Below are 13,327 nucleotides of genomic sequence, written 5' to 3'. Positions count from 1 at the left end.
AAAATCATGATCCGAGCGCTTCTCTGCTCAACCGCCCTTTCGACCCTCCTCGCCGCCGGCCCCGCCATGGCCGACGAGCAAAAGGCGCCCGAAGCCGACGTCGCCGGCAAGGCCGGCGCCAACGGCGTCGCCGAACTGGTCGTCACCGCGACGCGTACCGCCCAGCCGATCCAGACCGTCGGCGCGTCGGTGACCGTCCTTACCCAGCCCGCCATCGAGGCCAGCCAGGCGATCTCGGTCGTCGAACTGCTGGCTCAGCAGCCGGGCGTCAGCTTCACGCGTAACGGCGGGACGGGCGAGACCACCAGCCTGAATATCCGGGGCGCGGAGACCCAGCACACCGTGGTGCTGATCGACGGCGTCAAGCTGAACGACCCGTCCTCGACGCAGGGCGGCTTCAACAGCGGGAACCTGCTGGTCGGCGATATCTCGCGCATCGAGGTGCTGCGCGGCGCCCAGTCCACCCTCTGGGGCAGCCAAGCCATCGGCGGCGTGGTCAATATCGTCACCGCCGACCCGACCAAGCCCTTCGAGAGCTCGATCGACGTCGAAGGCGGCGCGCGCAAGACCGGCTATCTGCGCGCTGGCCTCGGCGGCGCCAGCGAGAAGGTCACCTGGCGCGTGGCCGGCGGCTACTACACCACCGACGGGGTCTCGGCCTACAAGTACGGAACCGAGACGGACGGCTACCACAACGCTGGCGCCTCGGGCCGCTTGCGCGTGCAACTGGCCGACAACGTCTCGGCCGAGATCCGCTCGGTCTATTCGCGGGGCAAGAACGCCTTCGACGGCTTCAATGTCGATGACGCCGAGTTCGGCCGCACCAAGGAGCTGGTGGTCTATAGCGGCCTGAACTTCGCCTTGCTGGACGGCCGCTGGAACAATCGTGTCGGCTACGCCTACACGGACACCGACCGCAAGAACTACAACCCCGTCCTGCTGACCCAACCGCTGACCTTCGACGCGGCCGGCAAGAACAGGCGCTGGGAATATCAAGGCGTCTTCGCGATCAACGACGCCTGGACCGCCACCTTCGGGGCCGAGCACGAGAAGTCCACGATGCGGACCCGTTCGCCCACGACGTCGAAGCCAAACCCCGCCTTTGGCACGGGTCGGGTGGGCGTCGATAGCGTCTACGGCCAGCTGCGGGCCGAGGTGGTCAAGGGCCTGACCCTGACCGCCGGCCTGCGCTACGACGACCATGACACCTATGGCTCGCACACCCTGGGCCAGGCCGCCGCCGCTTGGTCGCTGAACGACGGCGCAACGGTGCTGCGCGCCAGTTTCGGCCAGGGGTTCCGCGCGCCGGGCCTTTACGAGCTGTTCAGCCAATACGGCAATCAGGCGCTGTCGCCGGAAGAGTTCGACAGCTGGGACGCGGGTGTCGAGCAGCGGTTCCTGGGCGGCAAGGTGAAGGCCTCGGCGACCTGGTTCCACCGCGAAGCCGACAACGAGATCCGCTTCTTCTCGTGCTCCAGCGGTTCGACCGATCCGCTGTGCGCGCCGGGCGGGACCTTCCGGTTCGGCTATTACAACAACATCCTCAAGACCAAGGCCGAAGGCCTGGAATTGATCGGCGAGGCCAAGCCCCTCTCGAACCTGACGATCACCGGCAACTATACCTATACCGACGCCGAGACGGACGCCGGCGCCAACAAGGGCAAGCAACTGACTCGCCGGCCGAAGAACATGGGCAACCTGTCGGCGACCTATCGCTGGCCGGTGGGGCTGTCGACGGGCGTCGCCGTGCGTTACGTCGGGCGGACCTATAACAACGACGCCAATACCCAGGTGGTGAAGGGCTATACGCTGGTCGATCTGCGCGTCGCCTATCCGATCAACGCTCGCCTAGAAGCGTTCGGTCGGATCGAGAACCTGTTCGACAAGGACTATCAGACGATCCTGAACTACGGAGCGCCCGGACGAGGGGCCTTCGTGGGCCTGCGGGCGCGGTTCTAGCGCGCGCCGTGACGTTGATCGCGCCCATGGGCGCTTTTCGGCATGGCGGCCGTCTCCACGAGGCGATGGCCGCCTATCCGGACGCGCCCCGTCCTTGGCTGGATCTGTCGACCGGCATCAATCCCGAGCCCTGGCCTGGCCCCCGCGCGCCGGCGGAAGCCTTGCGGCGACTGCCGGACTCCGCCCAGTTGACCGCGCTGGAGGCCGTGGCCGCGCGGGCGTTCCGGGTCGATGATCCGGGGCGCGTGGTGGCGCTGCCGGGCGCGGAGGCGGGGCTGCGTCTGTTGCCGAACCTGATCGGCGGCGGCCAGACGGCCCTGGTCGCGCCAATCTATGGCGGGCACGCCGAGGCCTGGGAACCTCGAGCTGCTCGCCGCGTCCATGCCGCCGAGGACGCCGGCGACGCCGACGTTCTGGTGTTGGTCAATCCCAACAATCCCGATGGCCGACGGATCGAGCGCGATGCGCTGGTGGCCTTGATCACAGCGCGTTCAGCGCGCGGCCGGTGGACCGTCGTGGACGAGTCCTTTGTCGAGGTGGCCCCGGATCTCAGCGTGGCGGACTTGGCGATCGAGCGGCTGGTGGTGTTGCGCTCGTTCGGCAAGTTCTACGGCTTGCCGGGAGCGCGGCTGGGTTTTGTCATTACCAGCAATGAATTAGCGCGAGAAATTCGCGTACTCTTGGGGGATTGGCCGCTGAGCGCCGATGCGCTCGCGCTCGGTCTCGCCGCTTATGCCGACGACGCCTGGCGCGCGACGATCCAGGCCAGGCTGGCCGCGCAAGCGGAGAAGCTCGATGCGCTGCTGACCAGGGCTGGGCTGAACGTACTCGGCGGCTCCGACCTCTTCCGCTGGGTCGCCGCGCCGGACGCTCATGCGCTCTTTTCGCGGTTGGCCGAGCAAGGCGTTCTGGTCCGCCCGTTCGCCGATCGTCCCGATCGACTTCGGTTTGGGTTGCCTTCTCGACGGGATTTCAAGCGACTGCGAGATGTTCTTGAGGTCGTTGCGCCATGATCGTTTCGCGTCGCGAGATCGTGGTCGGCGCCATGGCCCTCACCGCCGCCGCGCAGCCGCCCAGGCGCATCGTTTCGCTGAATGCCTGTCTCGATGCGATGCTGGTTCATCTGGCTGACCGCAACCAGATCGCCGCTCTCAGCCACTACGCCCGCGATCCGCATGGCTCGACCGTGGCCGAGCAGGCCAAGAGCCTGCCGTATACCTGGGAGAGCGCCGAGGAGGTGATCGCGCTGCGGCCCGACCTTGTTTTGGCCAGCCAGCATTCGGCCCTGGCGACGCGCAACGCCCTCAAGCGCCTTGAGGTGCCGGTCCAGCGTTTCGCCGTACCCAAGACGATCGCGGAAAGTCTGGCGCAGGTGCGCAAGGTCGCCAGATTAATAGGTCGCCCCGAGCGGGGCGAGGCCCTGGTCGCCCGCGTCGAGGCCGCCCTCGCGACGGCGACGCCCGCGTCGGGCGCGCGCCGGCTGACCGCTCTGATCTATCAGCCCAACGGGTTCGCGGCCGGACCCAACACCTTGGTCGACGAGGTGATGACCCGGGCAGGCTTCGACAATGTCGCCCGTCGGTACGGCTTGAAGGCGTGGGGCAATGTCGGGCTGGAGAGGCTGCTGGCCGACCCGCCCGAGGTGCTTCTCGTAGGCGAACCCGCGCCGGGCGCGCGCGGTTGGGCCGACCGGGTCATGACCCATCCGGCCCTGAAATCCATCGCGGGCCGTATGCGACAGGCCCGGCTGCCCGAGCGACTGCTCTATTGCGGCGGCCCCGTGCTGATCGAAACCGCTGACGCCATGGCGCGGGCTCGGGCCTTGGCGCTGAAGGAGGGGGCATGAAGCTTCGATCTCCAGGAACGGTCAGCGCTCTGTTGTCGGCGCTTCTGGTCGTCCTGTTCCTCGTCAGCCTTGGCGCTGGACGTGTCTGGACGCCCTGGAGCGCCTGGATTTCGGGCGGCGCCGATCCCCGCTGGGCAATTGTCTTCGGCCTGCGCCTGCCGCGCACGATCCTGGCGGTCCTGGTCGGCGGCGCTCTGGCGCTGGGCGGCGCGGCGATGCAGGGCTATACGCGCAATCCGCTGGCCGATCCGGGAGCGCTCGGCGTCTCGACCTCGGCGGCGCTGGGGGCGGTGCTGACGCTGTATCTGGGCAAGGCCGGGGAGGCGGCCTGGGTGCTACCTCTGGCGGCGATGGTCGGCGCCGGCCTCGGCGTCGCGGCCTTGCTGGGCCTGGCGGGCATGACCTCCAGCATCGTCACCTTCGTGCTGGCCGGCTTTGTCATCCAGACCGTCTGCGGCGCCGGCATCGCCCTGGCGCTGAACCTGGCCCCCAATCCCTGGGCGGTGAACGAGATCCTCAACTGGACCCTGGGCTCGCTGGCCGACCGTAGCATCGACGAGGTGCGGATCGCCGCGCCCGGCATCGTCGTTGGCGGCCTCCTGCTGCTGCCACTGGGACGCGCGCTGGACGCTTTGACCCTGGGAGAGCAGGGCGCGCGTTCGCTGGGCGTCGAGTTGTCCCGGACGCGTCTTCTCATGGCGCTTGGCGTCGCTCTGGCGGTCGGGTCCAGCGTCGCGGTGACCGGGGTGATCAGCTTTGTCGGCCTGATTGTCCCGCATCTGCTTCGCCCGCTCTTGGGGGCCAAGCCGAGCGCGGTGCTGGCGCCGTCCTTTCTGGGCGGGGCGGCCCTGACCCTGGGCGCGGACATCCTGGTGCGCCTGACCCCGGCCGCCAGCGAGGTCAAGCTGAGCGTCGCCATGGCCATGCTCGGCGGCCCGTTCTTCCTGGCCATGCTGATCTCCATGCGACGGAGGCTGGCATGAGCCTTGCCGCTCAAGACGTTTCACTGGCGCTGGGCGGACGGGCCGTGCTCGCGGGGATTACCGCGCGCTTCGCGAAGGGCGGGGTGATGGCGATCGTCGGACCCAATGGCGCGGGCAAGTCGACCCTCCTGTCTTGCCTGGCGGGCTTGCTGCGTCCGGACAGCGGCGCGGTGACGCTGGACGGCGCGGCGATCACCGCCCTGACCGGCCCCCAGCGCGCTCGTCGCATAGCGTTCCTGGCCCAGGCCCCGCAGATCGCGTGGGACGTCGATGTTCGAGCCTTCGTCGGGCTGGGGCGCACGCCGCGTTTGGGCGCTTTCGGGCCCTCCGCCGAGGACCACGCCGCCGTCGAGGCGGCCCTTGACGTCAGCGACCTGAACGCCTTCGCCGACCGCGCCGTCACCCAGCTCTCGGGCGGAGAGCGCGCCCGCGCCCTGATCGCCCGAGGCCTGGCCGGCGAGACCGACTGGTTGCTGGCCGATGAGCCGCTGACCGGTCTCGACCCCGGCCACGCTCTCGACGCCCTGGCCTTGTTCCGCCGCCTGGCCCATGACGAAGGCAAGGGCGTGCTGCTGACCTTGCACGACCTCAATCTGGCGGCGCGCTTCGCCGACCGGATCCTGGTGTTGAACGAGGGGCGCCTGGTCGCCGAAGGCGCGCCGGATGTCGCCTTGGCGCCCAACATCCTGTCGAGCGTCTATGGCGTCGTCGTCCGTCGTCATGCCGGCGAAAGAGGGCCGCTGATCGAAGTGCTGGGCCGTGTCGACTGATCCCCGGCTCGTTCTGGTCGCCGCGGCGCTGGAGGCAGCCGTGGGCTATCCGCGGGCGCTGCACCGCTGGATTCCCCATCCGGTGGTCTGGGCCGGCGGTCTAATCGCGATGTTGGAGGCGGGGTTGAACCTGCCGAGTTTCAGCGAGGTCGCCCGCCGGCGGCTGGGCGTCGCCACCCTGATAACGCTCGTCTGCGCGAGCGGCCTGGCCGGTTGGCTGATCACGTGGTTCGGCGGCGTCTGGGCCGTGGCGCTGGTCGGAACCCTCGGCCTGGCGCAGCGTAGCCTGTTCGACCATGTCCGCGCCGTCGCCAGGCCCTTGGCCGCCGGTGACCTCGGATCCGCGCGCGCCGCCGTCGGGCTGATCGTGGGGCGCGATGTCGAGCGTCTGGACGAGAGCGGCGTAGCGACCGCCGCGATCGAGAGCCTGGCCGAGAGCTTCAACGACGGCGTCGTCGCGCCGATGTTCTGGTTCGCCGTCGGCGGCCTGCCGGGCCTGTTCGTGTACAAGTCGGTCAATACCGCCGATAGCATGATCGGCCATCGCGAGCCGCGCTGGCGCGCGTTCGGCTGGGCCTCGGCGCGCTTCGACGATCTGCTGAACCTGATCCCGGCGCGGTGCGCGGGCGCGGTGCTGGTCCTGGTGGGACGCGGCGGCTGGAAGACGATGGTGCGGGACGCCGGAAAACACGCCTCGCCCAACGCCGGCTGGCCCGAGGCGGCGATGGCCGGCGCGCTGGGGGTTCGGCTTGGGGGTCCTGCCTGGTACGACGGCCAGCGCGCCGAGCGGCCCGTCCTGGGCGAGGGCAGGGCGGCCACGCCTGCCGACCTCGCCCGCGCGCTGCGCCTCTATCTGGTGGCCTGCGCCGCGCTTTGGATGATGCTGGCGGCGGGAGGCCTGGCATGGCGGCATTGATGATCCAAGGCTGCGGATCCGACGTCGGCAAGTCGGTGCTGGTCGCGGGCCTCTGCCGGCTGTTCGCCAATCGCGGTCTGACCGTGCGTCCGTTCAAGCCGCAGAATATGTCCAACAACGCCGCGGTCACGGCCGACGGCGGCGAGATCGGCCGCGCCCAAGCCTTGCAGGCCATCGCCTGCCGCACGGCCCCGACCGTCGACATGAACCCTGTCCTGCTGAAGCCTCAGAGCGATGTCGGCGCCCAGCTGGTGGTGCGGGGGCGGATGGTCGGGACCTGGCAAGCGCGAGCTTATCAGGCGCGCAAGGGCGCGTTGCTGGACACGGTGCTGGAGAGCTTCCGCGCCTTGGAAGCCCAGAGCGACCTCGTCATCGTCGAGGGCGCCGGCAGTCCGGCCGAGACCAATCTCCGCGCCCACGACATCGCCAATATGGGCTTCGCGCGCGCGGCCGATGTCCCGGTGGTGCTGGTCGGCGACATCGACCGGGGGCACGTGATCGCGGCCCTGGTCGGGGCGCACGTGGTGCTGGACGAGGGCGATCGGGCCATGGTGCGCGGTTTCCTGATCAACAAGTTCCGGGGCGATCCCAGCCTGTTCCTGGACGGCCGCGCCGAAATCGCGCGGCGCACCGGCTGGAAGGACCTGGGCATGGCGCCGTGGCTGGCCGCCGCGCGCCGGCTACCGGCCGAGGACGCCGTGGTCCTGGACCGCGCCGCCAGCGGCGATCGCCGCAAGGTCAGGATCGTCGCGCCCATGCTGTCACGGATGGCCAATTTCGACGAATTCGACGCCCTGCGCGCCGAGCCCGAGGTGGACTTCGCCTATGTGCCGCCCGGATCGCCGCTGCCGGGCGACGCGGACCTGGTGATCTTGCCCGGGACCAAGGCGACGCTGGCGGATCTGGCCTTCCTGCGCGCCCAGGGCTGGGACGTCGATCTGGCGGCCCACATCCGGCGCGGCGGGCGCGTGTTGGGCGTGTGCGGCGGCTATCAGATGCTGGGCAGAACGATTTCCGACCCGGACGGCCTCGAGGGCGAGGCCCGCGCGGCCGAGGGCCTGGGCCTGCTCGATGTCGAGACGGTGATGACGGGCGAAAAGACCCTGCGCCCGGTCTCGGGGCGTCTTGTCGGCGGGGCGCGGTTCGAGGGCTACGAAATGCATATCGGCCGCACCCACGGCGCGGCGCGGCCCATGCTTTGGCTCGACGACGGGACGCCGGATGGCGCGGTCTCGCCCGACGGACGGGTGCGCGGCGCCTATGTCCACGGCCTGTTCGAGCGCGGCGAGGCGCGGGCCGCGCTGCTGGCCGAGTTGGGCGCCGTTTCGGACGGGGTCGATCAATCCGTCCGCGTCGACCAGGCCCTGGACGAGATCGCCGCCGTTCTGGAACGGGCCTTCGACATCCCATCCCTGGCCGCCATCGCCGGCCTGGAGCTCAGATCATGACTTTGCCCTCCGTATCCCCCGTGGAGACCGGCCGAGCGACGCATCTTCGCGCGCTGATCGACGGCAAGGCCAAGCCTCTGGGCGCGTTGGGTCGTGTCGAGGACCTGGCCGTTCGGCTCGGCCAGATCGCGGGCGCGCGGCCGCCGACCTATGACAAGGCCCTGCTGTTGGTATTCGCCGGCGACCATGGGCTGACGTCGGAGGGCGTCTCGGCCTATCCGTCGTCGGTGACCCAGGCCATGGTCGCCACCTTTCTGGCTGGCAAGGCCAGCGCCAACGCCTTCGCCCGCGCGGTCGGGGCCGAGCTTCGCGTGGTGGACGCCGGCGTCGACGGCGAGTTGGCGTCCCATCCGGACCTGCTGCGCGAAAAGATCCGGCGCGGGACCCGCAACGCCGCCGTCGAACCGGCCCTGACGGCCGACGAGGTCACGCGAGCGCTGGAGGCCGGCGCGCGCCTCGCCCGCGACGCGGCGGCCGAGGGCTTCGAAATCCTGGCCCTGGGCGAGATGGGCATCGGCAACACCGCCTCGGCGGCGCTGATCATGCACCGCCTGGCGGCGGCGCCGCTGGTCGACTGCGTCGGGCGCGGCGCGGGCCATGATGACGAGGGGCTGGCCCACAAGCTGGCGGTGCTGGAACGCGCCGCCGCGCGCTCGGACGCTTCGCCGCCGCTGGACGTATTGGCGCAGTTCGGCGGGCTGGAGATCGCCATGATGACCGGCGCGATGATCGGCGCCGCCTCGGTGAGGATGCCGGTGCTGGTCGATGGGTTTATCGTCTCGGCGGCGGCGCTGACCGCGATCCGCTTGAGGCCAGAGGTGCGAGAGTACGGCATCTTCTGTCACCGCTCGGCCGAGCTTGGTCATCAACGGATGTTGGCCGCGCTGGAGGTCGAGCCGCTGCTGGACCTTGGCCTGCGCCTGGGCGAGGGGACCGGCGCGCTGCTGGCCCTGCCCATCGTGCGCGCCGCCTCGCGGCTGCTGGGCGAGGTCGCCAGCCTCGAGGACGTGCTGAGCGGACGGCTCTGATCGATGGACTGGGTGCGCCAACAGCTCCGGCTTTTGATCTGCGCGACGCAGTTCCTGACGCGTGTTCCGACGCCCGCGCTGAAGACCTTCGATCCCGACTGGGTCACCCGTTCGGCGCGATACTTTCCGCTGGTCGGGCAGGGCGTGGGCGCGGTTTGCGCGCTGCTTCTTTGGGGCTCCTCGCGGGTCTGGAACCCGACGGTGGCCGCGCTGCTGGCGGTTGGCGCGGGACTGCTGATCACGGGCGCCTTTCACGAGGATGGGCTCGCGGACGCCGCCGACGGCCTGGGCGGCGGCCAGACGGTCGAGCGGCGGCTGGAGATCATGAAGGACAGCCGCATCGGAACCTACGGCGTTTGCGCGTTGGTGGTGGTTCTGGGACTTAAGGTTTTCACGCTAGCTTCGGTCGCCCCGCCCCGGGGCGCGATCCTGCTGCTGGCCGCGCACGGCCTGGGCCGCGCCGCCGCCGTCCTGGCCATGCGGCTGACGCCCTACGCCCCGGACGGCGCGGCGGGGAAGTGGAAGCCGGTTCCGCGAGGCCCCCACTGGGGCGAGGTCGCGATCGCCGCGCTGATCGCGGCTTGGCCGCTGGTTCTGCTCCCGCCGAGCGCGACGCTGGTCGGCCTGGCGGTTGGCGGCCTTTTGGCTCTGCTGCTTTCCTGGCGCGCCCGCCGACTGATCGGCGGCCATACCGGCGACGTGCTGGGCGCGATCGAGCAGGTGTTCGAGCTGGGTTTCCTGCTCGGCGCGACGGCGCTCTCGTGAGGCTGGTGGTCGGGCCGGTCACGGCGGTGGAGCGCCTGCTGGCCGCCGCGCCGATCGATCACGTCCTGACCCTGGTTTCGCCGGACGCCGAAATCTCGTCGATCGCCGTTCCGCACACCGTCCTGCGCTTCAACGACATCAGCAAGCCTCGGCCCGGTCTGGTGGCGCCGGATGCCGCTATCTTGGCGACCCTGTTCGACCTGCCACATGAATTGGCCGCCGACGCGACCCTGCTGATCCATTGCCACGCGGGCGTTAGCCGCTCGACGGCGGCCGCCTATGTCCTGGCTTGCGCGCATGGTTCGCCGGGCGAGGAGGGCGCGTGGGCCGCGCGGTTGCGTCAGGCTTCGCCCGAGGCGACACCCAACGCCCTGATGATCGCCTTGGCTGATCAAGCCTTGGCGCGTGGCGGCGCCATGGTCCGCGCCATTGCCGGTATCGGCCGCGGCGTCGACTGTCATGAGGGTTCGGTTTTCGAGTGGACCTTGGATTAGTCGCGCTTGCCCAGGTTGGCGGGCAGATCGATCCGCGTCAGCTTCCAAGCGAACACGCCGCGCCGCTCCAGCACCAGGCCGATCTCCGCCGCGTCCGGATCCTTCCGGTCGTGGTAGGTCACGCGGAAGTGGTCGAGATCGGTGTAGGCCGCGTGGGTCTCGATCGTCGACTTGGCCTTGGACTCGGTCGCCGTGGGCGGCGGCGTCGTGTCGGATTGGTCGGGGGGCTCGGCCTTGTTCGGCTTCGGCGCGCGCGAGGTGGCGACCATGGTCGCGATCGCGTCGGGCGTGGCGTAGGCGTCGACGGCCTTGTCGACTAGACCGACCACCAACATCTGGCCGAACGCGGCGAAAGGATTGTCTCGCAGCGACTCGTCCTTGCTGAACGATTGCAACATCGCCGCCTTCAGCTGGCTTTTGAGACTTTCGCGCACGGCCGGGAAGTCCACCGCCTGCTCCAGTCGGTCGCGGTCGCCGGCTCGAGCCGCCGAGGTCAGGTTCCGCAGCGCCAGAAACGGCGAGGCGAAATAGGCCGCGACCAGCAGCAGAAACGCGAGCGCGACGCCGGCGCCGATCAGGATGCGGGTATTGTGAGTCATCGGGGCCTCCAGCCGCGATAGAGGCAGGCGGGAGGAGGCGGGTCAATCCAAGGTGTCAGGCGGCCGGCGCGCGCGAAGCCCGCAAGATCTCGGCCCAGGCCGGCGGCTTCTTGTGGACCTTGGCGGCCAGAGCGTCGCGCAGGGCCAGGTATTTGGGGTCAAGAAGACTGGCCAGGGTGTAGGTCGAGACGCCGTTGGCGACGTCCCACGGATGCGGCGCATACTCGCCCTGGCCGGCATTGGCCCGATCGCGGTCGAACTGGACCTTGGAATTGACGAACTCGATGTGCTGCCTTTCGCCCTTGGCATAGGGCGCGAGCCAGTCCAGAGCTCCCGGCAAGCTGGCGCCGGCGGGGCTCCTCCAGCCGAACCAGTCCTTACCGTGGGCCTGGGCGGCCAGGGCGGCCATCATCAGCGGGTCCAGGTCGTAGGTGACATAGTGGAGGGCGTCGCGTTCCGCGAAGTCCCAGACCGAGCCGTCGGCGTTGATATTGGCGGCGATCTGCCTGCGGAAAGCCTCGTGGGCGCGCGCGATGATCCGGGCGTCCCCGGTCTGGAAAGCGGCCATGGTCGCCAGCTTCACCCGGTGGCTTTGCCAGTTGTTGACGGCGTTGCGGGCGCCTGCGTCCATCGCGTCGAGATAGCCGACCGCCATCTTGCGCCAGAACGCATCGATCTTGGCGCGGATCGGCGCGGGGAGATCGGTCTCGGTGAGGTCCGTGGCCATGATTCCGTGGCCATGATCAGGGCGTCAAAGCCCGTCTCGTCGATCGGGTTGAAGGACATCTGGTAGACGTCCGCCCAGTTTTCCAGATAGCGGCCGGTCGCCTCAAGGAAGCGCCGGTCGCCGGTCAATCGCCAGGCGATGGCCAGGTCCAGGGCGATCGGCTGATCTTCCTTGGCCGTGAGGCTAATCTCGCGGATGCCCTTGCCTGGCAGGGTGCCTTCGGTATGCAGCCGAGGGATGGCCCCGGGCGGACGCCCCAAAGCTGCCTCGGCGCGCTGAACCACGCCGGCCTTAAGAGCGGGGGCGATGGGACCCTTGCCAAAGTCTGGCCCCAGCAGGCCGTAATCGGCCGCATGGGCGGTGGAGGCGGTCAGGGCGAACACGGCGCTCGCGGCAAGCCAAGCGGTTTTCAAGAGGACCTCCCAATCGATTTTCGCTCTGGCGTTTCGCCAAACCCTTTATCGACGGGTATCCTCTTGGTCATGCCGCGTGTCAAGAATTGGTAAGGCCGAATAGGTCCATGATGGTCGGACCAATTGTCAGGCGAGCGTCGCTTCTTCCTTCTTTCGCAGGTCCGCCTCGGCCGCTGCGATATAGTCGCGGGTCAGCGGGACATCTTCCTGCCGGCGCGCCAGCTGCATCTGGAAGACGACCACGTGCTCATGGCGGAACGCGGTCTCCGACATGGCGAGGTAGTATTCCCACATCCGGCAGAAGCGCTCGTCGAACAGCCGGACGGCCTCGTCCCGGCGGGCCATGAACGCGTCGCGCCAGGCGCGCAGCGTCTCGGCGTAGTGCAGGCGCAGCACCTCGATATCGGTGACGATCAGGCCCGAACGCTCGGCCGACTTGGCCATGTCCGATAGCGAGGGCAGGTGGCCGCCGGGGAAGATGTACTTGGTGATCCAGGGATTGGTGACGCTGGGCTCGTCGGAGCAGCCGATGGTGTGCAGCAGCATCACGCCGTCCTCGGCCAGGCGCGCCCGGCAGGTGGCGAAGAACTGGTCGTAGTTGCCCAGCCCCACATGCTCGAACATGCCGACTGAGACGATGCGGTCGAAGGTTTCGCTCACCGCGCGGTAGTCCGAGAGGGCGAAGCGGGCGCGCGTCGAGAGACCGGCCGCCTCGGCGCGCGCCTTGGCGCGGCCGATCTGCTCGTCGGAAAGGGTCACGCCCAGGACTTCGGCAACGCCGGCGGTGCGGGCAAGGTAAAGCGCCATGCCGCCCCAGCCGCAGCCGATATCCATCACCTTGTGATCCGGCTTCAGCAGCAGCTTGGCGGCTATGTGGCGCTTCTTGGCCAGTTGGGCGTCGGCCAGGCTCTGGCCGGGATGTTCGAAATAGGCGCAGGAATACTGCCAGTCCGGATCCAGGAAGAGGCCGTACAGCGCGTCGCCCAGGTCATAATGGTGGGCGACGTTGCGCCGGGAGAGGCTGGCGTCGTTCTTCTGTCGCCACAGCTGGGTGGCGGTCCGTAGGCGATCGATGGCCTTGACGATCGGCGAAGGCTCGCTGTCGTCGCCGTGACGCAGGATCAGGCTGAGGAAGTCATAGACGTTCCCCGTCTCGATGATCAGTCGTCCGTCGGTGAAGAGTTCGCCGGTGCGCAGGTCGGGATCCAGCAGCATGGCCCACACCGCGCCGCGATCCGCGATCCGCGCCACGACCGGATCGCCGGTTCCATCGCCGAAGACCAGTCTTTCGCCGTCGGGCATGACCAGGGTCAGGTCGCCGGTGCGCACCAGCGAGGAGAGGCCCTTTCGAAGGAGAGCGGTGGCAAGGAACATCGAGA

General features: G+C 69.1%; 14 protein-coding genes. 10 read left to right on the top strand and 4 right to left on the bottom strand.

Features of this window, described 5'->3' with window-relative positions; translation table 11 throughout:
* Positions 1 to 6 precede the first annotated feature (6 nt).
* Genes OR37_RS01645 through OR37_RS01600 form a run of 10 tightly spaced genes read left to right on the top strand, consistent with a single transcriptional unit; the run spans position 7 to position 10,209 of the window.
* Positions 7 to 1,959 carry a TonB-dependent receptor plug domain-containing protein gene (locus OR37_RS01645; protein WP_004615400.1) on the top strand — a complete coding sequence of 651 codons (1,953 nt, stop codon included), beginning with the start codon at positions 7 to 9 and terminating at the stop codon, positions 1,957 to 1,959.
* Positions 1,960 to 1,967: 8 nt separating this feature from the next.
* Positions 1,968 to 2,972, top strand: a complete 1,005-nt coding sequence (cobD, locus tag OR37_RS01640) for a threonine-phosphate decarboxylase CobD (RefSeq protein ID WP_235046527.1) — start codon at positions 1,968 to 1,970, stop codon at positions 2,970 to 2,972.
* On the top strand, positions 2,969 to 3,805 hold the full coding sequence (locus OR37_RS01635; protein ID WP_004615397.1) for an ABC transporter substrate-binding protein: 837 nt from the start codon (positions 2,969 to 2,971) through the stop codon (positions 3,803 to 3,805). Before cobD ends, OR37_RS01635 begins: the two co-directional genes overlap by 4 nt.
* Positions 3,802 to 4,788 carry a FecCD family ABC transporter permease gene (locus tag OR37_RS01630; RefSeq protein WP_004615395.1) on the top strand — a complete coding sequence of 329 codons (987 nt, stop codon included), beginning with the start codon at positions 3,802 to 3,804 and terminating at the stop codon, positions 4,786 to 4,788. The genes OR37_RS01635 and OR37_RS01630 overlap by 4 nt, the downstream gene beginning before the upstream one ends.
* On the top strand, positions 4,785 to 5,558 hold the full coding sequence (locus OR37_RS01625) for an ABC transporter ATP-binding protein (RefSeq protein WP_004615394.1): 774 nt from the start codon (positions 4,785 to 4,787) through the stop codon (positions 5,556 to 5,558). Before OR37_RS01630 ends, OR37_RS01625 begins: the two co-directional genes overlap by 4 nt.
* Positions 5,548 to 6,474 (top strand): adenosylcobinamide-phosphate synthase CbiB, encoded by a 927-nt coding sequence (gene cbiB / locus OR37_RS01620; RefSeq protein WP_054508483.1) that lies wholly within the window; start codon positions 5,548 to 5,550, stop codon positions 6,472 to 6,474. The genes OR37_RS01625 and cbiB overlap by 11 nt, the downstream gene beginning before the upstream one ends.
* On the top strand, positions 6,462 to 7,922 hold the full coding sequence (locus tag OR37_RS01615; protein ID WP_004615392.1) for a cobyric acid synthase: 1,461 nt from the start codon (positions 6,462 to 6,464) through the stop codon (positions 7,920 to 7,922). The genes cbiB and OR37_RS01615 overlap by 13 nt, the downstream gene beginning before the upstream one ends.
* A complete protein-coding gene (gene cobT, locus OR37_RS01610; protein WP_004615391.1) occupies positions 7,919 to 8,950 on the top strand; it encodes a nicotinate-nucleotide--dimethylbenzimidazole phosphoribosyltransferase in 1,032 nt (343 codons plus the stop codon). The genes OR37_RS01615 and cobT overlap by 4 nt, the downstream gene beginning before the upstream one ends.
* Before the next feature lie 3 nt (positions 8,951 to 8,953).
* A complete protein-coding gene (gene cobS, locus OR37_RS01605) occupies positions 8,954 to 9,715 on the top strand; it encodes an adenosylcobinamide-GDP ribazoletransferase (RefSeq protein WP_004615390.1) in 762 nt (253 codons plus the stop codon).
* The gene (locus tag OR37_RS01600) at positions 9,712 to 10,209 is read left to right on the top strand and encodes a tyrosine phosphatase family protein (protein ID WP_004615388.1); all 498 of its coding nucleotides are present in this window, start codon (positions 9,712 to 9,714) and stop codon (positions 10,207 to 10,209) included. The genes cobS and OR37_RS01600 overlap by 4 nt, the downstream gene beginning before the upstream one ends.
* Here OR37_RS01600 and OR37_RS01595 read toward each other — a convergent pair.
* The 4 genes from OR37_RS01595 to OR37_RS01585 form a co-directional block, all read right to left on the bottom strand.
* The gene (locus tag OR37_RS01595) at positions 10,206 to 10,808 is read right to left on the bottom strand and encodes a DUF2939 domain-containing protein (protein WP_004615386.1); all 603 of its coding nucleotides are present in this window, start codon (positions 10,806 to 10,808) and stop codon (positions 10,206 to 10,208) included. The two genes, OR37_RS01600 and OR37_RS01595, sit on opposite strands and share 4 nt — an antisense overlap.
* 55 nt (positions 10,809 to 10,863) lie before the next feature.
* A complete protein-coding gene (locus OR37_RS21950; protein ID WP_235046534.1) occupies positions 10,864 to 11,463 on the bottom strand; it encodes an alginate lyase family protein in 600 nt (199 codons plus the stop codon).
* On the bottom strand, positions 11,388 to 11,918 hold the full coding sequence (locus OR37_RS22030) for an alginate lyase family protein (protein WP_235046526.1): 531 nt from the start codon (positions 11,916 to 11,918) through the stop codon (positions 11,388 to 11,390). Before OR37_RS22030 ends, OR37_RS21950 begins: the two co-directional genes overlap by 76 nt.
* Before the next feature lie 156 nt (positions 11,919 to 12,074).
* Entirely contained in the window at positions 12,075 to 13,322 is a 1,248-nt protein-coding gene (locus tag OR37_RS01585; RefSeq protein ID WP_004615384.1) for an SAM-dependent methyltransferase, read from the bottom strand.
* Between the last annotated feature and the right edge of the window lie 5 nt (positions 13,323 to 13,327).

The sequence above is a fragment of the Caulobacter vibrioides OR37 genome, from assembly GCF_000372645.1.
GTDB lineage: Bacteria > Pseudomonadota > Alphaproteobacteria > Caulobacterales > Caulobacteraceae > Caulobacter > Caulobacter vibrioides_E.
The sequence above is the reverse complement of the archived record's forward strand: the minus strand, read 5'-3'. Positions and strand labels throughout refer to the sequence as shown.